2 protein-coding genes (1 of these 2 only partly in view) are annotated in these 20,520 nt (G+C 74.0%); both read left to right on the plus strand.

The genetic code is table 11. The features are described 5' to 3' along the window. Positions 1-54 precede the first annotated feature (54 nt). Positions 55-14,436 carry a type I polyketide synthase gene (locus tag H4696_RS46580; RefSeq protein ID WP_086861851.1) on the plus strand — a complete coding sequence of 4,794 codons (14,382 nt, stop codon included), beginning with the start codon at positions 55-57 and terminating at the stop codon, positions 14,434-14,436. Then, positions 14,437-20,520: the 5' end (the start) of a type I polyketide synthase gene (locus tag H4696_RS50550; RefSeq protein ID WP_225956005.1), read on the plus strand. The gene runs 9,075 nt beyond the window's last position; 6,084 of the gene's 15,159 nt are visible here — the first part of the coding sequence; its start codon is at positions 14,437-14,439; the stop codon falls past the right edge of the window.

Raw genomic sequence — 20,520 nt, forward strand, 5'->3', positions numbered from 1 at the left:
AGATTGATCGGCGGGGTTCCGCAGTTCGCTGGAGAAAAGGCTGGTGGCTCTGACATGGCCGACGAGGAGACGCTGCGCGAGCACCTCAGGTGGGTCACGACCAACCTGCACCAGACGCGCCAGCGGCTGCAGGCGGTCGAGGACGCCGAGCAGGAGCCGATCGCGATCGTCGGCATGGGGTGCCGGCTGCCCGGGGGCGTCCGGTCGCCGCAGGACCTGTGGGACCTGGTCGCCGCGGGCACCGACGCCGTCACCGGGTTCCCGGAGAACCGCGGCTGGGACCTCGACGCGCTCCGCGACCCCGACCCCGACCGGCCCGGTACCTCGCACACCGCGTCCGGCGGGTTCCTGCACGACGTCGCCGACTTCGACGCCGGGTTCTTCGGCATCTCGCCGCGCGAAGCCCTCGCCATGGACGCCCAGCAGCGCCTGCTGCTGGAGACGACCTGGGAGGCCATCGAACGCGCCCGCATCGACCCGGCTTCGCTGGCCGGCTCGGAGACCGGCGTCTTCGTCGGCAACACCGGCCAGGACTACGCGAACCTCATGCGCGGCGCCGGGGACGCCGTCGAAGGGCACCTGCTGACCGGCACCGCCACCGCCGTCGTCTCCGGGCGGCTCGCCTACTTCCTCGGCCTCACCGGTGCCGCCGTCACGGTCGACACCGCGTGCTCCTCTTCGCTCGTCGCGCTGCACTGGGCGTGCCACGCGCTGCGTCGCCGCGAGTGCTCGCTCGCCCTCGCCGGCGGCGTGACCGTGCTGTCCACCCCGGCGGCGTTCGTCGCGTTCAGCCGCCAGCGCGGCCTGGCCGCCGACGGCCGCTGCAAGTCGTTCGCCGACGCCGCCGACGGCACCGGCTGGGGCGAGGGCGCCGGCATGCTGGTGCTGGAACGCCTGTCCGACGCGCAGCGCAACGGCCACCCCGTGCTCGCCGTCGTCCGCGGCTCGGCGGTCAACCAGGACGGCGCTTCCAACGGCCTGACCGCGCCCAACGGCCCCGCGCAGGAACGCGTGATCACCGAGGCGCTGGCCAGCGCGCGGCTGTCGGCGAAGCAGGTCGACGCGGTCGAGGCGCACGGCACCGGCACCACCCTCGGTGACCCGATCGAAGCGCAGGCCCTGCTGGCCACCTACGGCCGCGCCCGCAGCGGCGACGACCCGCTGTTCCTCGGCTCGCTGAAGTCGAACGTCGGCCACACGCAGGGCGCCGCGGGCGTCGCCGGCGTGATCAAGATGGTCATGGCGATGCGCCACGGCGTCCTCCCGCAAACCTTGCACGTCGACGCCCCGACGTCGCATGTGGACTGGACGTCCGGCGGCGTCCGGCTGCTCACCGAGGCCCGGCCGTGGCCGGAGACCGGTGAGCCGCGCCGCGCGGGTGTTTCCGCCTTCGGCATGAGCGGCACCAACGCGCACGCGATCCTCGAAGCTGCCCCGGTCACCGAAGAGCCCGAAGGCGTGGAGACCGGGCCGGTGCCGTGGGTCCTCTCCGCACGGACCGGGGACGCCCTCAAAGCGCAGGCCGCCGCATTGGCCGCCCACGACCACGCCAACGCCGCCGACATCGGGTTTTCCCTGGTCACGACCCGTACGGCGTTCCCGCACCGCGCGGTCGTGGTCGGCGACCTCCACGCCGGGCTGACCTCGCTGGCCGAGGGCACTCCCACGGCGAACGTCGTCACCGGGGAAGCCGGGGCGCCGGGCAAGGTCGCGCTGGTCTTCCCGGGCCAGGGCTCGCAGTGGGCGGGGATGGCGCTCGAACTCGCGGAGTCGTCGCCGGTGTTCGCCGCCCGCTTGGACGAGTGCGCGACGGCCATCGAGTCCTTTGTGGACTGGCAGCTCCGCGCGGTCTTGGCGGACGCGGAAGCGCTCACCCGGGTGGACGTGGTGCAGCCCGCGCTGTTCGCGGTGATGGTCTCGCTGGCCGAGCTGTGGCGTTCATTCGGGGTGGTCCCGGACGCGGTGGTCGGGCACTCGCAGGGCGAGATCGCCGCCGCCGTGGTCTCGGGTGCGCTGTCCCTAGAGGACGGTGCTCGCGTAGTTGCGTTGCGCAGCAAGGCGATCCTGGCGCTTGCGGGTGGCGGCGGGATGGTGTCGGTGGCGGAGTCCCGGGAGGCCGTCGAGGAACGGCTGATCGAGGGCGTTTCGGTCGCGGCCGTGAACGGCCCCGCCGCCGTCGTGGTTTCCGGTGCCCCGGCCGCCCTGGACGAGTTCATGACGGCCTGCCGCGCGGACGACATCCGCGTGAAGCGGGTCCCGGTGGACTACGCCTCGCACTCGCCGCAGGTGGAGCAACTCCACGAAGAGCTGCGACAGGTCTTGGCCCCGATCACTCCTCGCGAAGGCGAGATCGCGTTCATCTCGACGGTGACGGGCGAGTGGAACGAGCGAGTCGACGCCGACTACTGGTACACGAACCTGCGCAGCACGGTCCGTCTCGACACGGCGATCGAGCGGCTCAAGAGCGAGGGTTTCGGCACGTTCATCGAGGCGTCGCCGCACCCGGTGCTGACCATGGCGCTCGGCGAGGACGTAACGGCGCTGGGAAGTCTCCGCCGCGACGACGGCGGGCTGACCCGGTTCCACACCGCGCTCGCCGAGGCGTACGTCCACGGTGTCGCCGTCGACTGGACCCCCGCCTTCGTCGGCGCCCGCACGACCGACCTCCCCACCTACGCCTTCCAGCGCGAACGCTTCTGGCCCGACGTCATCGCGGACGCGGGCGACGCGGGTGCTCTCGGCCTCAGCGCCACCGGGCACCCGCTGCTAGGCGCGGCCGTCGCGCTGGCCGCCGGGGACGGCCTCGTCCTCACCGGCCGCGTCTCCCCGCAGGCCCAGCCGTGGCTCGCCGACCACGCCGTGCACGGCACGATCCTGTTGCCCGGTACGGCTTTCGTCGAACTCGCCGTCCAGGCCGGTGACCGCGCCGGCTGCGGGACTGTCGAAGAACTCACCCTCGAAACCCCGCTCACCCTGGGTGCCCGCGACACGCGCGCGCTGCAGGTCTGGGTCGGCGCGGCCGACGAGACCGGACGGCGCGCCGTCGAGGTGCACTCGCGCCGCGACGAGGACGACCCGTGGATCCGGCACGCCACCGGTGTTCTCGCGCCCGGCACGCCCGAAGCCGGGTTCACTTTGGACTCCTGGCCGCCCGAGGGCGCGGCCAGGATCGACCTCGACGGGTTCTACGACGGCCTCCGCGCGGCCGCCGGCTACGACTACGGGCCCACGTTCCAGGGACTGCGGGCGGCGTGGCGCCGCGGCGACGAGATCTTCGCCGAGGTCGACACGCCGGACACGGCCCGCTTCGGCCTCCACCCGGCCCTGCTGGACACGGCCTTGCACCCGCTCGCGCTGATGTCCACAGGGGACGGACAAGCCCGGCTCCCGTTCGCCTGGACGCGGTTCGCCCTGCACGCCACCGGCGCGTCCGCGCTCCGCGTCCGGCTGACCCGCCTCGGCACCGACGAGATCGCGGTCGAGGTCGCCGACCCGGCGGGCGCGCCGGTCGCGTCCGCGGAATCGCTGGCCTTCCGCCCGCTGCCCGCCGGCGGTCTGGACCGCTCCGCCGACGACCTGTACGTCGTCGGCTGGACCGAAACCACTGAAACCGGCGGCACCGACGCAGTCTTCGAGCCGCTCACCGGTGCGCCGGTCCACCGTGTGCTCGGCCTCGTCCAGGACTGGCTCGCCACCGAGCGCGCCGAGGTGCTCGTCTTCGTGACCAGCGGCGCGGTCGCGGTCCACGACGGCGAAGCGCCCGACCCGGACCTCGCCGCCGCGTGGGGCCTGGTGCGCTCGGCGCAGTCGGAGCACCCGGGCCGGTTCGCGCTGCTCGACACCGACGACCCGGACCGCCCGGTCGTCCCGCCGGAGCCGCAGTCGGCCGTCCGCGACGGCCGCGTGTTCGTGCCCCGGCTCGCCCGCGCCACCGCCACCGGCGAGACTCCGGACTGGGGCGACGGCGACGTGCTGGTGACCGGCGCCTCGGGCATGCTTGGCGGGTTCATGGCCCGGCACCTCGCGCGGGAGCACGGCGTCCGGCGGCTGGTGCTGCTCAGCCGTCGCGGCGCGGAAGCACCCGGCGCGGCCGAACTCGCCGCGGACCTCGCCGCCGCGGGCACCGAAGCCGTCTTCGCCGCCTGTGACGCGGCGGACCGCGACCGGCTCGCGGAAGTACTGGCCGCGCACCGGGTTTCCGCCGTCGTGCACGCCGCCGGTGTCCTCGACGACGGCGTCGTCGAAGCCTTGACGCCGGAGCGGCTGGACGCGGTGCTGCGCCCGAAGGCCGACGCCGCGCGCAACCTCGACGAGCTGACCGGCGACCTCGCCGCGTTCGTGCTGTTCTCCGCCGCCGCGGGCACCACCGGCGGCAGCGGGCAGGGCAACTACGCCGCCGCCAACGCCTACCTCGACGCCCTCGCCCAGCGGCGCCGCGCAGCGGGGAAACCTGCCGTCTCGCTCGCCTGGGGCCTGTGGGCCGAGGCCAGCGGCATGACCGGGCACCTCGACGACCGCGCGCGGGACCGGCTCGGCCGGTCCGGCGTGCGCCCGCTCGAGACCGCGCACGGCCTCGCGCTGTTCGACCGCGCCGTCGTCGCGGGCCCGGCCGCGCTCGTCCCGATCGCGCTCGACGCCGCCGCGTTGCGCCGGCAGGCCGCCGACGGCGCCGTCTCCCCGTTGTTCCGCGGGCTCTTCCCGCCGGTGCGGCGGACCGCCGCGGCCGGGGGACACGCGCTGGCCGAAATCACCGAAGAAGCACTGGTCGAGCTGGTCCGCACGCAGGTGGCGGCCGTGCTCGGGCACGCGTCGGCGCAGGCGGTCGACCCGGGCCGCGCGTTCAAGGACCTCGGTTTCGACTCGCTGACCGCGGTCGACCTCCGCAACCGCCTCGCCGCGGCCACCGGCCTGCGGCTGCCCGCGACCCTGGTGTTCGACCACCCCACCCCGGCGGTGCTCGCCGCCCACCTCGCCGGGCGGACGGACCGGACCGCCGTCACGCGCCCGGCCGAGGCCGACGAGCCGATCGCGATCGTCGCGATGAGTTGCCGGTACCCGGGCGGGGTGGCTTCCCCGGACGACCTCTGGCAGCTGGTCGCCGAGGGCCGCGACGCGGTTTCGGTGTTCCCCGCGGACCGCGGCTGGCCCGGCGACCTCTTCGACGATGACCCAGCGCACGGTGGCACGTCCTACGCCCGCGAAGGCGGATTCCTCTACGACGCAGCCGAATTCGACGCGGAGTTCTTCGGCATGTCCCCGCGCGAGGCGACCGCGACCGACCCCCAGCAGCGGGTGCTGCTGGAGATCGCGTGGGAGGCATTCGAGCGCGCCGGGATCGTGCCGGAGTCGGTGCGCGGCAGCCGGACCGGCGTGTTCGCCGGCGTGATGTACCAGGACTACGCGACGCGGCTGCAGAACGTCCGAAGTGGACTCGAAGACTACGAGGGTTACCTCGGCAACGGCAGTGCCGGCAGTGTCGCCTCGGGCCGGATCGCGTACGCGTTCGGTCTCGAAGGCCCGGCGATCACCGTGGACACGGCGTGTTCGTCGTCGCTGGTGGCGCTGCACCTGGCGTGCCAGTCGCTGCGCCAGGGTGAGTGCGACCTGGCTTTGGCCGGTGGTGTCGCCGTCCTGTCGACGCCCGCGCTGTTCGTCGAGTTCAGCCGTCAGCGCGGCCTCGCGGCGGACGGCCGCTGCAAGTCGTTCGCCGACGCCGCCGACGGCACCGGCTGGGGCGAAGGCGCGGGTCTCCTTTTGGTGGAACGGCTTTCCGACGCCCGGCGCAACGGCCACCCGGTGCTCGCGGTCGTCCGTGGCTCGGCCGTCAACCAGGACGGCGCCTCCAACGGACTCACCGCACCCAACGGCCCGGCCCAGCAGCGGGTGATCCGCCAGGCACTGGCGAACGCGGGCCTCACGACGTCCGAAGTGGACGCCGTCGAGGCACACGGCACCGGCACCACCCTCGGCGACCCGATTGAGGCGCAGGCGCTGCTGGAGACGTACGGCCAGGACCGCCCGACGCCGTTGTGGCTGGGCTCGCTGAAGTCCAACATCGGCCACACGCAGGCCGCCGCCGGTGTCGGCGGCGTCATCAAGATGGTGATGGCGATGCGGCACGGCGTGCTGCCGCGGACGCTGCACGTCGACGCGCCCTCGTCCCATGTGGACTGGACGGCCGGGTCGGTGGAGCTGCTGACCGAGTCCCGCGAGTGGACGTCGGACCGGCCGCTGCGCGCGGCGGTGTCGTCGTTCGGGGTGAGCGGGACCAATGCACACGCGATCCTCGAACACGTTTCCGAGCCCGTGGCCGAGCCGGTGGCGGAGGGTCCGGTGCCGTGGGTGCTTTCCGGCCGGACGCCCGACGCGCTCCGGGCGCAGGCTGCCGCGTTGCTCGGCCGGGGCGACCTGCCGGCCGCGTCGGTCGGGGCGGCACTCGTGTCGACCCGGTCGCTGTTCCGGCACCGCGCGGTCGTTGTCGGCGATCTCACGGACGGTCTCACCGCGCTCGCGGCGGGTGCTCCGGCGGCGAACGTGGTCACCGGCGAGGCGGGCACTCCGGGCAAGGTCGCCTTGGTCTTCCCGGGCCAGGGTGCGCAGTGGGCGGGCATGGCGCTGGAACTCGCGGAGTCCTCGCCGGTCTTCGCGGCCCGGCTCGACGAATGCGGCCTGGCGCTTGAGTCCTTTGTGGATTGGTCGCTGCGGGAGGTGCTCGACGACGCGGAGGCGCTCAGCCGCGTGGACGTGGTCCAGCCCGCGCTGTTCGCGGTGATGATCTCCCTCGCCGAGCTGTGGCGCTCGTTCGGCGTGGTCCCCGACGCGGTGGTGGGGCACTCGCAGGGTGAGATCGCCGCTGCCGTGGTTTCCGGTGCGCTGTCTCTTGAGGACGGCGCTCGCGTGGTTGCATTGCGCAGCAGAGCGATCCTCGCGCTGGCCGGTGGCGGCGGGATGGTCTCGGTGGCGGAGTCCCGGGAGGCCGTCGAGGAACGGCTGATCGAGGGTGTTTCGGTCGCGGCGGTGAACGGACCGGCAGCCGTGGTGGTTTCCGGCACGCCAGATGCCTTGGACGAGTTCATGGCGGCCTGCCGTGCGGACGACATCCGCGTCAAGCGCGTGCCGGTGGACTACGCCTCGCATTCGCCGCAGGTCGAGCGGCTGCGGGACGAACTCCTCGACGTCCTCGCCCCCATCGTGCCCCGCCAAGGGGACATCGCCTTCATCTCGACCGTGACGGGCGAGTGGAACGAAACAGTCGACGCTGAATACTGGTACACCAACCTCCGCAGCACCGTCCGCCTCGATACGGCGATCGAGCGGCTGAAGAGCGAGGGTTTCGGCACGTTCGTCGAGGCCTCGCCGCACCCCGTGCTGACCATGGCGCTCGGGGAGGACGTAACGGCGCTGGGTAGCCTTCGGCGCGACGACGGCGGCCTCACCCGCTTCCACACCGCCCTCGCCGAAGCGCACGTCAACGGCGTCCGGGTCGACTGGACCCCGGCGTTCCCCGACGTCGTCCCCGCCGACCTGCCCACCTACGCCTTCCAGCGCGAGCGGTACTGGCTCGACGTCCCCGAAGCCGAGCTGGTCCACGCCGACCCCGCGGACCAGCGGTTCTGGGAGGTCGTCGGCGACCAGGACGTCCCGGCCTTCGCGGGCGTCCTCGACCTCGCCGAAGACGCCCCGCTCGGCGCCGTCTTGCCTGCGCTGGCGAAGTGGCGCAACCGGCGTCACGACGAGTCCACTACGGACTCCTGGCGCTACCGCATCACCTGGCGTCCCGTCACGACGTCGCCGGGCCGTCTCACCGGCCGCTGGCGCGTCGTCGGGGACGGCGACGACGTCCGCGAGATCCTCGCCGCCCACGGCGCCGAACTCGTCGAGGACGACGAGAACCTCACTGGCGTGGTGGCCGTCCGGCCCGACACCGCGACCGCTCTCGAACTGACCAGCGTCGACGCCCCGCTCTGGCTCCTCACCGAGGGCGCGGTGGCCGCCGGACCGGACGAGGTGCCGGACCCCGCGCAGGCTCAGGTCTGGGGCCTCGGCCGGATCGCCGGGCTCGAACACCCTGCCCGCTGGGGTGGTCTGGTCGACCTGCCGCCGTCCCTCGACGAGACCACCGGCGCCCGGCTGGCCGCCGTGCTGACCGGCACCACCGGCGAAGACCAGGTGGCCCTGCGCGCGTCCGGAGTGTTCGCGCGGCGGCTGATCCACGCCGGAACCGGCGAACCGGCGAGGCGCTGGCGGCCCGAGGGCACGGTGCTCGTCACCGACGCCGACGGCCACGCGGCCGTCCGGCTCGCGCGCTGGCTGATCACCCGGGGCGCCACCAAGATCGTGCTCGCCGCGGCCGCGCTGCCCGGTGTGGAAACCCTGCGCGACGCCGAAGTGGTCGAGGCGTACTGCGATGTCGCCGACCGCGACCAGTTGGCCGCGGTGCTCGAAGCACACGGTCCGGTCCGCTCGGTGTTCCACGCCGCCGCCGTCACCGACCTGGCCCCGCTGGCCGAGACGGGACCGGAACTCCTGGAGCGCGCCTGCCGCGTGAAGGCAAGCGCGGCCGACCACCTCGACGCGCTCCTGCCCGACGACCTCGACGCGTTCGTGCTGTTCTCGTCCATCGCCGCGGTCGTCGGCAGCGGCGCCCACGGCGCCTACGCGGCGGCCAACGCGCACCTCGACGCGCTCGCCGAGCGGCGCCGAGCTCGCGGCGCGACGGCGACGTCGATCGCCTGGGGCGTCTGGGATGCCGACGAAGGCTTCGACCGCGACCGGCTGGTCGCCGAGGGCGTGCCGCCGCTCGATCCCGAGCTGGCGCTGACCGCGCTCGGCCGGGCCCTCGACCACGACGACACGACCGTGGTCCTCGCCGACGTGGACTGGGCGCGGTTCGCTCCCGCGTTTGCGGCCGCCCGGTCGCGGCCACTGCTCGCCGAAATCCCGGAAGCCGCCGAGGAAATCCCGGTCCAGACCACCGGGTTCGCCGCCCAGCTGGCTGGGCTGAGCGCGGCCGAAGCCCACCGCGTGCTGACCGACCTGGTCCGCGCGCAGGCCGCGGCCGTACTCGGGCACGCCTCGCCGGCCGGGGTCGACGTCGAGCGCGCCTTCTCCGAACTCGGCTTCGACTCGCTGACGGCGGTCGAACTACGCGGCCGGCTCGCCACCGCGACCGGCCTGCGGCTGCCCGCGACCCTCGTGTTCGACCACCCGACGGTCACCGTCCTCGCCGGGTACCTCGGCGAACTCCTCGGCAGCCGCGAGACGACCGCGGAAACCACCGCGAGGATCGCCACCGACGAACCGATCGCGATCGTCGGCATCGGCTGCCGGTTCCCCGGCGGCGTCGGCTCGCCCGAAGACCTCTGGCGGCTGGTCGCGGCGGGCGGCGACGGCATCACGCCGTTCCCGGATGACCGCGGCTGGGACCTCGAGGAGATCTACGACCCCGAGCCCGGGGCGAGCGGCAAGAGCTACGCCCGCGAGGGCGGGTTCCTCGCTGACACCACGCGGTTCGACCCCGGCTTCTTCGGCATCTCGCCGCGGGAGGCCCTCGCCATGGACCCGCAGCAGCGCCTGCTGCTGCAGACGTCCTGGGAGGCCTTCGAACGCGCCGGGCTCGACCCGCTTTCCGTGCGGGGCGAACGGATCGGCGTGTTCGCCGGCACCAACGGCCAGGACTACCCGGCGCTGCTGGAGCGCTCGACCGAGCAGCTGGAAGGGCACGCGGGCGTCGGCAACGCGGCCAGCGTCGTCTCCGGGCGCCTGTCGTACGTGTTCGGGCTGGAGGGCCCGTCGCTGACGGTGGACACGGCGTGTTCGTCGTCGCTGGTGGCGTTGCACCTGGCGGTGCAGGCGCTGCGGCGCGGCGAGTGCTCGATGGCACTGGCCGGCGGCGCGACGGTGATGGCGACCCCGGGCATGTTCGTCGACTTCAGCCTCCAGCGCGGCCTCGCCGCCGACGGCCGGAGCAAGGCGTTCGCCGAGGCCGCCGACGGCGCCGGGTTCTCCGAGGGCGCGGGCATGCTGCTCGTGCAAAGGCTTTCGGACGCACTCCGCGAAGGCCGTCGGGTGCTGGCCGTGGTGCGTGGTTCGGCGGTGAACTCCGACGGCGCGTCGAACGGCCTGACCGCCCCGAACGGTCCCTCGCAGCAGCGCGTGATCCGGGCGGCCCTCGCGGACGCCGGACTCGCGCCGTCCGAAGTGGACGCCGTGGAAGCGCACGGCACCGGCACGACGCTCGGCGACCCGATCGAAGCGCAGGCCCTGCTCGCGACCTACGGGCAGGACCGCGACGAGCCGCTGTGGCTGGGCTCGGTCAAGTCCAACCTGGGCCACACCCAGGCCGCCGCGGGCGTCGCCGGGATCATCAAGATGGTCATGGCGATGCGCCACGGCGTCCTGCCGCAGACGTTGCACGTCGACGCGCCTTCGTCCCATGTGGACTGGTCGTCGGGCGCGGTCGAGCTGCTGACGGAGTCCCGGGACTGGACTTCCGAACGGCCCCGGCGGGCGGGCGTCTCATCGTTCGGCATCTCCGGAACCAACGCGCACACGATCCTCGAACAGGCGCCGGACGTCGTGGCCGAGGAGCGCGAGCCGGTCTCCGGCCCGGTGCCGTGGGTGCTGGCCGGGCGGACCGAAGCCGCGTTGCGCGATCAGGCCGCTGCTCTCGCCACGGTGGACGGCGACCCGGCGGACATCGGGTTCACGCTGGCCACCGCCCGTTCGCGGTTCCCGTACCGCGCGGTGGTGCTCGGTGCCGACGCGCTGACCGCCGTCGCCGAGGGGACACCGGCGGCGAACGCGGTCACCGGGATCGCCGGTACGCCCGGCAAGGTGGCCCTGGTCTTCCCAGGGCAGGGCTCGCAGTGGCCGGGGATGGCTCTCGAACTGGCCGAGTCCTCGCCGGTGTTCGCGGCTCGCCTCGATGCATGCGGCGCCGCCCTCAACTCCTTTGTGGACTGGGACCTGCGGGCGGTTCTGATCGATGCCGATGCCCTGAATCGGGTCGATGTCGTGCAGCCCGCGTTGTGGGCGGTGATGGTCTCCCTGGCAGAGCTGTGGCGCTCGTTCGGTGTGATCCCGGACGCGGTCGTCGGCCACTCCCAGGGGGAGATCGCCGCCGCGGTGGTATCCGGCGCGCTGTCCCTTGAGGACGGTGCTCGGGTGGTGACGTTGCGCAGCAGGGCGATCCTGGCGCTGGCCGGGCGCGGCGGGATGGTCTCGGTGGCCGCATCGCTCGCCACCGTCGAACAGCGGCTCACGGACGGGCTGTCGATCGCGGCGGTCAACGGCCCGGCCGCGGTCGTGGTCTCCGGTACACCGCAGGCCCTCGACGAGCTGATCGAGTCCTGCGAGGCCGACGGTATCCGCGCCAAGCGGGTCCCGGTGGACTACGCCTCACACTCCGCGCAGGTCGAGCAACTCCGTGACGAGCTGCGCGAGGTGCTGGCCCCGATCACTCCCCGCGAAGCCGAAATCGCTTTCATCTCGACGGTGACGGGCGAGTGGAACGAACGAGTCGACGCCGAATACTGGTACACGAACCTGCGCAGCACGGTCCGCCTCGACACCGCGGTCGAACGGCTGAAGAGCGAGGGCTTCGGCACGTTCATCGAAGCGTCGCCGCACCCCGTCCTGACCATGGCGCTCGGCGACGACGTCCTCGCGCTGGGCTCGCTGCGCCGCGACGACGGCGGCCTGACCCGTTTCCACACCGCTCTCGCCGAAGCGCACGTCAACGGCGTCCGGGTCGACTGGACCCCGGCGTTCCCCGGCGCCCGGCTCACCGACCTGCCCACCTACCCCTTCCAGCAGGACCGCTACTGGCCACAGTGGACCGCCACGACCGCGGGCGACGCCGGCGGGCTCGGCCTCACCGACGCCGGGCACCCGCTGCTCGGGGCCGCCGTGACCGTCGCGGGCACCGGCGCCACCCTGCTCACCGGGCGCCTTTCGCTGAGCACGCACCCGTGGCTCGCCGACCACGCCGTCGGCGACACCGTGCTGCTGCCCGGCACCGCGTTCGTCGAGCTGGCCGTGCGGGCCGGCGACCAGGTCGGCTGCGCCACCGTCGAAGAGCTGACCCTGCAGGCACCGCTGGTCCTGCCCCGCCGCGGTGGCGTGGCCGTCCAAGCCCGCGTCGAGGCCGCCGACGAAGACGGCCGCCGCACCGTGACCGTCCACTCGCGACCGAACGACGACGCCGACTGGACCCAGCACGCCGAGGGGATCCTGGCGGTCGGCGCCGAGCCGGGCACCAGCCTGACCGCGTGGCCGCCCGCGGGCGCGGAACCGCTGCCGGTCGAGGGCCACTACGACACCCTCGCCGGCCACGGCTACCGCTACGGCCCGGCGTTCCAGGGCTTGCGCGCGGCCTGGCGGCACGGCGACGACCTCTACGCCGAGGTCGTCCTGCCAGACGACCAACGCGCCGAAGCGGCTCGCTACGGCCTGCACCCGGCCCTGCTCGACGCGGCCCTGCACCCGATCGGCCTGACCAGCGCCCAGGCCGGCGCCCGGCTGCCGTTCGCGTGGACCGGCGTCCGGCTGTACGCGACCGGGGCGACCACCCTGCGCGTCCGGCTCGGGGCGCTCGGCGCGGACGGCGTCTCGGTCGCCGTCGCCGACGAGAGCGGCGCCCCGGTCGCCGAGGCGGATTCCCTCGTCATGCGGCCGATTTCGGCCGGGCAGCTGGCCGCCGCGGCGGACCACGGCACCGACTCACTGTTCACTTTGGACTGGCAGCGCCTCGACACCGAGCCCGCCACCGCGGCCGTCCCGCTCGGGGAGCCCGGCCCGGTGGCGTACGCGGAATTCAGCGGCGACGCGATCGTCGAGGCGCTCGGGACCGTGCAGGAGTTCCTGGCCGGCGAACACGACGGAAAGCTCGTGCTGGTCACCGAGTCGGCCGTGGGGGAGGCACCCGCCGATCCCGAAGCGGCCGCCGTCTGGGGCCTGGTGCGGTCCGCGCAGTCGGAACACCCCGGCCGGTTCGTCCTCCTGGACGTCGACACCACCGAAAACCTGGCCACCTGGGCGGGCGCGGCCGCCGCGTCCGGGGAGCCGCAGCTGGCGCTGCGCGGCGGCGAATTCCGGGTGCCGCGCCTGGCGCGCGCGACCCCGCCGAAGCAGGAGCACACGTGGAATCCGGACGGGACCGTCCTGGTCACCGGCGCGAGCGGCGTGCTCGGCGGGCTGCTCGCCCGGCACCTGGTGACCGTTCGCGGCGTCCGGCACCTGCTGCTGCTCAGCCGCAGCGCACCCGCCGTCACCGACGAGCTGGCCGGTGCCTCGGTGACCGTGCTCTCCTGCGACGTCGCCGACAAGGCCGCCCTCGAAAGCGCGCTGGCGACCATCCCGGCGGAGCACCCGCTGACGGCCGTGGTGCACGCCGCGGGCGCGCTCGACGACGGCGTCCTCGAAGCGCTGACCCCGGAGCGGCTCGACACCGTGCTGCGGCCCAAAGCGTTGGCGGCCAAGCACTTGCACGAGCTGACCGCGCACCTCGACCTCGACGCGTTCGTCCTCTTCTCCTCCTTCGCGACGACGATGGGCGGCGCCGGTCAGGCCGGCTACTCCGCGGCCAACGCCTACCTCGACGCCCTCGCCCAGCACCGCCGCGGCCGGGGGCTGCCCGCGACTTCGCTCGCGTGGGGACTGTGGGAGGCGCGCAGCGGCCTGACCGCGCACCTCGGCGACGACGACGTGTCGCGGCTGGGCCGGTCCGGCGTCCGCGCGCTGCCGACCGACCGCGCGCTGCGGCTGTTCGACCTCGCGGTGAGCACGGGCGAGCCGCTGCTGATGCCGGTCGCGCTGGACCTCGCCGCCTGGCGGGCCCGGCCCGAGGTCCCGGCGCTGCTGCGCGGGCTGGTCCGGACCTCTTCGCGGCGGGCCGTGCGCGACGGCGTCCCGGCCGGGCCGGGACTGGCCGAACGGCTCGCGGGCCTGCCGGAAGCCGAGCAGCCCCGCGTCGTCGACGACGTGGTGCGCGCCCAGGTGGCGGCCGTGCTCGGCTACGCGTCGGGCAACGCCGTCGAGGCCGGGCGCGGCTTCCTCGACCTCGGCTTCGACTCGCTCACCGCGCTGGAGCTGCGCAACCGGCTCAACGCGGTGACCGGGCTGCGGTTGCCCGCCACGCTGATCTTCGACTACCCGAACCCGGACGCGCTCACCAAGCACCTGTGCGCCGAACTGCCCGCGGGCGGGGCGAAGGCCGCGTTGCCCGTTCACGCCGAACTGGACCGGCTGGCCGCGGTGCTCGCCGCGACCGAACCCGGCGCGGGCGAGCGCGACCTGATCACCGAGCGCCTGCGCGGGCTGCTGGCCCGCTGGACCGCGACCGACGACCGCCGGGACGAACCCGGCACGGAACTGGCCGACGCCACCGCCGAGGAGATCTTCGACCTCCTCGACGACGAACTGGGGATGTCCTGAATGTCGAACGAACAGAAGCTCCTGGACTACCTCAAGCGGGCCACGGCCGATCTGCGCGAGGCGCGGCGGCGGCTGAAGGAGAACGAGGACCGCGCGCAGGAGCCGGTCGCCATCGTCGGCATGAGCTGCCGCTTCCCCGGCGGCGTCCGCACCCCCGAACAGCTCTGGGACCTGCTGGCCGCGGGTGAGGACGCGGTCGGCGCGTTCCCGGCCGACCGCGGCTGGGACCTCGAAGCGCTCTACGACGAAGACCCCGGCAGCGCGGGCACCAGCTACACCCGGGAAGGCGCTTTCCTGGCCGACGCGGCCGACTTCGACGCCGGCTTCTTCGGCATTTCCCCGCGGGAAGCGCTCGCCATGGACCCGCAGCAGCGGTTGCTCCTGGAGGTTTCGTGGGAGGTGCTGGAGCGGGCGGGCATCGACCCGACGTCGGTGCGCGGTGAGAAGGTCGGCGTCTACGCGGGCGTGATGTACCAGGACTACGCGGCCCGGCTGCTGCTCGCGCCCGAGGTGTTCGCGGAGTTCGAGGCCTACCTGGGCAACGGCAGCGCGGGCAGCGTCGCCTCCGGCCGGATCGCCTACACCCTCGGCCTCGAAGGGCCGGCGGTCACCATCGACACGGCGTGCTCGTCGTCGCTGGTCGCGCTCCACCTGGCGTGCCAGGCGGTCCGGCTCGGCGACTGCTCCCTGGCACTGGCCGGCGGCGTCACGGTGATGGCCACGCCGGGCACGTTCACCGCGTTCAGCCGCCAGCGCGGCCTCGCCGCCGACGGCCGCTGCAAGCCCTTCGCCGACGCCGCCGACGGCACCGGCTGGGGTGAGGGCGTGGGCATGCTGCTCGTCGAACGGCTGTCCGACGCGCGCCGCAACGGGCACCCGGTGCTCGCCGTCGTCCGCGGCTCGGCGGTCAACCAGGACGGTGCCAGCAGCGGCCTGACCGCGCCGAACGGGCCGTCGCAGCAGCGGGTCATCCGGGCCGCGCTCGACCGCGCGCAGCTGTCGGCCGAGCAGGTCGACGCCGTCGAAGCGCACGGCACCGGCACCACGCTGGGCGACCCGATCGAGGCGCAGGCGTTGCTGGCCACCTACGGGCGCGGCCGCGCCGCCGACCGGCCGCTGCTGCTCGGTTCGGTGAAGTCGAACCTCGGGCACACGCAGGCCGCCGCCGGTGTCGCCGGGATCATCAAGTCCGTCCAGGCCATGCGGAACGGCGTGCTGCCGCAGTCGCTGCACATCGACGCGCCGTCGTCCCAAGTGGACTGGAGCGCGGGTGAGGTGCGGCTGCTCACCGAGCCGACGCCGTGGCCGGAGACCGGGCAGCCGCGCCGGATCGGCGTCTCGTCGTTCGGTGTCAGCGGGACCAACGCGCACGTCATCCTGGAGCAGGCGCCGGAGGAACCGGAGCTGCCTCCGCGGGTGACCTCGGGTCCGGCGCCCTGGGTGCTGTCGGCGAGTTCGGCTGAAGCGTTGCGGGCTCAGGCTTCCGCGCTGCTGGAGCACGACGGCGACCCGGCCGACGTCGGGTATTCGCTGGTGAAGTCCCGGGCGCTGCTCAGTCACCGCGCGGTGGTCACCGGGGAGGGTGGGCTCGCGGCGCTCGCGGCCGGGGACCCGAGTCCCAGCGTCGTCACCGGTGAGGCTTCCGCCCGCGGCAAGGTGGCGCTGGTGTTCCCGGGGCAGGGTTCGCAGTGGGCCGGGATGGCTCTGGAGCTGGCTTCTTCGTCGCCGGTGTTCGCGGCCCGGCTGGACGAATGCGCCGCCGCCTTGTCGTCCTTTGTGGACTGGTCGCTCCCCGATGTTCTGGCCGATGCTTCTTTGCTGGCAAGGGTCGACGTGGTTCAGCCTGCGCTGTGGGCCGTCATGGTGTCGCTGGCGGAGCTGTGGCGTTCGTACGGCGTCGTCCCGGACGCGGTGGTGGGGCACTCGCAGGGCGAGATCGCCGCGGCGGTCGTCTCCGGTGCGCTGTCCCTTGAGGACGGTGCCCGGGTGGTCGCGTTGCGCAGTAAAGCGATCCTTGCGCTGGCCGGTCGGGGCGGGATGGTCTCGGTCGCGGCGCCGCTGGCCGAGGTGGAAGCGCGGCTGACGGACGGATTGTCGATCGCGGCGGTGAACGGCCCGGCCGCGGTGGTGGTCTCCGGTGCGCTGGAAGCTCTCGACGAGCTGATCGCGTCCTGTGAGGCCGACGGGCTTCGGGCCAAGCGAGTCCCGGTGGACTACGCGTCGCACTCGGCGCAGGTCGAGCAGTTGCGCGATGAACTCCTCGAAGTCCTGGCCCCGATCACCCCGCAGCGGCCCGAGATCGCCTTCATCTCGACGGTGACCGGCGAGTGGAACGAAACGGTCGACGCCGAGTACTGGTACACGAACCTGCGCAGCGCGGTGCGGCTGGACTCCGCCGTCGAGCGGCTGAAGAGCGAGGGTTTCGGGACGTTCATCGAGGCGTCGCCGCACCCGGTGCTGACCATGGCGATCGGGGACGACGTCCTCGCGCTGGGCTCGCTGCGGCGGGACGAGGGCGGGCTCACCCGTTTCCACACCTCGCTGGCCGAAGCGCACGTCAACGGGGTCGCCGTCGACTGGACCCCCGCGTTTCCCGGTGCCCGGATCGTGGACCTGCCGACGTATGCGTTCCAGCGCAAGCGGTACTGGCTCGACGCCCCGGTCAAGCCCGTCGCCGGGGATCCCGCGGACGCCCGGTTCTGGACGGCCGTGGAGGGGGAAGACCTCGGGGCGCTGGCCGACCTGATCGGCGTCGGCTCCGAGACGTCGTTCGCCGAGCTGCTGCCCGCCCTCGCCCGGTGGCGACGGTTGCGGCAGGAGAAGTCCACAGTGGATTCCTGGCGCTACCGCGTCGAGTGGAAGCCGTTGGGAGAGCCGGAAGCCGCGACGCTGTCCGGCCGCTGGCTCGTGGTCGCCCCGCCCGGCACGGACACCGCCGAGGTGACGAACGCCCTCGCGGCCGCCGGTGCCGAGCCGGAGGTGGTCGAGTCGGTCGGCGATCTCGCCGACCTCGCGGGCGTCGTGTCCCTCCTCCCGGACGCCCCCAGCACCCTCCTCCTCGCGCAAGCCCTCGCCGGGAGCACCGCCCCGCTCTGGCTGCTGACGCGCGACGCCGTCGCGGCGCTGCCCGGCGACGACGCCCCCGCCGCGGATCCCGCCCAGATCTGGGCGCTGGGCCGCGTCATCGGCCTCGAACACCCCGAACGCTGGGGCGGCCTCATCGACCTGCCCACCACCCTTGACCGCCGGGCCGCCCGGCGGCTGACCGCCGTCCTCGCCGGGCTCGAGCACGAAGACCAGGTAGCCGTGCGGGCTTCCGGCGTCTTCGCGCGCCGGCTCGCGCACGCCCCCGGTGGCGAACCGGCCCGGAAGTGGCGGCCCGAAGGAACCGTGCTCGTCACCGGCGGGACCGGCGCGCTGGGCGGGCACGTCGCCCGCTGGCTGGCCGGCGCCGGCGCGGACCACCTGGTGCTGGTCAGCCGCCGCGGCGCGGACGCGCCCGGGGCCGCCGCGCTCGAAGCGGAGCTGACCGCTCTCCGCGCCGAAGTCACCTTCGCCGCCTGCGACCTCGCCGACCGCGACGCCGTGGCCGCCCTGGTCGACGGGCTCGAGGTGCGCGCCGTCGTGCACACCGCGGGTCTGCCGCAGGCGGGCACCGTCGCCGACACCAGTGTCGAGGACTTCGCCGAAGTGCTCGCAGCCAAGGCTGCCGGCGCCGATCACCTGGACGAACTCCTCGGCGACGACGTCGACGCGTTCGTCCTCTTCTCCTCCAACGCCGGCGTCTGGGGGAGCGCGGGCCAGGGCGCCTACGCCGCCGCGAACGCCCACCTCGACGCGCTCGCCGCCCGTCGCCGCGCGGCCGGGCGGACCGCCACCTCCGTGGCCTGGGGTTCCTGGGCCGGCGACGGCATGGCGGGCAGCGCCGAGGCGAAGGAACACCTGCGCCGACGCGGTTTGCGGGAGATGAACCCGAAACTGGCGATCGCCGCGCTCCAGTACGCGCTCGACGCCGACGACACGTTCGTCGCCGTCGCCGACATGGACTGGCCGCGGTTCGCCGACGGGTTCACCGCCGCCCGCCGCCGCCCGCTCATCGAAGACCTCCCGGAGGTCCGCGAGCACCTCGCCGCCGAGGAGGTCGTCACCGAGGTCGGCAGCGGGCTCGCCGAGGCGGTGCGGGGGCTCGGCCCGCGCGAAGCCGCGCACCACGTCCTCGAGCTCGTGCGGGCGCAGGCCGCCGCCGTGCTCGGGCACGACTCGGGCGCCGCCGTCGCCGCCGACCGCGCTTTCCGCGAGTTGGGCTTCGACTCCTTGACGGCGGTCGAACTCCGCAACCGGCTGACGGCGGTGACCGGTGTCCGGCTCCCGGCCACCGTCGTTTTCGACCACCCCCACCCGCGCGCGCTGGCCGAGCACCTCCTCGGCGAGGTGTCCGGGACCGAGACCGCCACCGCGGGCCCGGCCACGGCCGCCGCGTCCGACGAGCCGATCGCGATCGTGGCCATGGGGTGCCGCTACCCGGGGGACGTCCAGTCGCCCGAAGACCTGTGGCGCCTGATCGCCGAGGGCGCGGACGGTGTCGGCCCGTTCCCGGCCGACCGCGGCTGGGATCTGGCCGCGCTGTACGACCCGGACCCGGCGAAGCTCGGCACCAGCTACACCCGCGAGGGCGGGTTCATGACCACGGCGGCGGCGTTCGACGCCGGCTTCTTCGGCATCTCGCCGCGCGAGGCCCTCGCCATGGATCCGCAGCAGCGCGTCCTGCTCGAGACGTCGTGGGAGGTGTTCGAGCGGGCGGGCATCGACCCGGATTCGTTGCGCGGCAGCGGAACCGGCGTGTTCGTCGGCGCGACCTCGTCCGGCTACGGCGTCGGCGCGCGCGATGAGTCCGGCGGCTCCGAGGGCTACCTGCTGACCGGCAGCGCCCCGGCGGTCGTGTCCGGCCGGCTGTCCTACACGTTCGGCCTGGAGGGCCCGGCGGTCACCGTCGACACGGCGTGCTCGTCGTCGCTGGTGGCCTTGCACCTGGCGTGCCAGGCGCTGCGGCAGGGCGAGTGCTCGATGGCGCTGGCCGGCGGGGTCACGGTGATGGCGCACCCGGCGGCGTTCGTCGAGTTCAGCCGTCAGCGCGGGCTCGCCGAGGACGGCCGCTGCAAGTCCTTCGCGGACGCGGCCGACGGCACCGGCTGGGGCGAAGGCGTCGGCCTGATCCTGCTGGAGCGCCTGTCGGACGCCCGGCGCAACGGCCACCCGGTCCTCGCCGTGGTGCGCGGTTCGGCCGTCAACCAGGACGGTGCCTCGAATGGCTTGAGCGCCCCGAACGGTCCTTCGCAGCAGCGGGTGATCCGAGCTGCGCTGGCCAACGCCGGTCTGTCCACTTCGGACGTCGACGCGGTGGAAGCGCACGGCACGGGCACCCGACTCGGCGACCCGATCGAAGCGCAGGCCCTGCTGGCGACGTACGGCCGTGACCGGGACCGTCCACTGTGGCTGGGGTCGCTGAAGTCGAACATCGGCCACACCCAGTCGGCGTCCGGCGTGGCGGGCGTGATCAAGATGGTCCTCGCGATGCGGCACGGCGTCCTGCCCCGGACCCTGCACGTCGACACGCCGTCGTCCCAGGTGGACTGGACGGCCGGGTCGGTCGAGCTGCTCACCGAGCAGCGCGAATGGGCTTCCGAGGGTCCGCGCCGGGCCGCGGTCTCGGCGTTCGGGGTGAGCGGGACCAACGCGCACGTGGTCCTGGAACAGGCCGACGCCGTGGTGCTCCCGCCCGCCGGTCCGGACGCGACGCCGCCGCTCGTGCCGCTCTCGGCCCGGAGCGCGACGGCGCTGCGGACCCAGGCCGCCCGCCTCCGCGGCACGGAACTGGCACCGCAGGACCTCGCGTACTCCCTGGCTTTCACCCGCGCCACGCACGACCACCGCGCGGTGCTCGTCGCGTCCGGCGAGGACATCGACCGCGCGCTCGGCGTCCTCGCGGACGGTGGTACCGACGCCGCCGTGGTCACCGGCACGGCCGACCGGGACGCCCTGCTGGCGGTCCTGTTCACCGGTCAGGGCGCGCAGCGGGTCGGGATG

It is taken from the genome of Amycolatopsis lexingtonensis (assembly GCF_014873755.1).
Classification (GTDB): domain Bacteria; phylum Actinomycetota; class Actinomycetes; order Mycobacteriales; family Pseudonocardiaceae; genus Amycolatopsis; species Amycolatopsis lexingtonensis.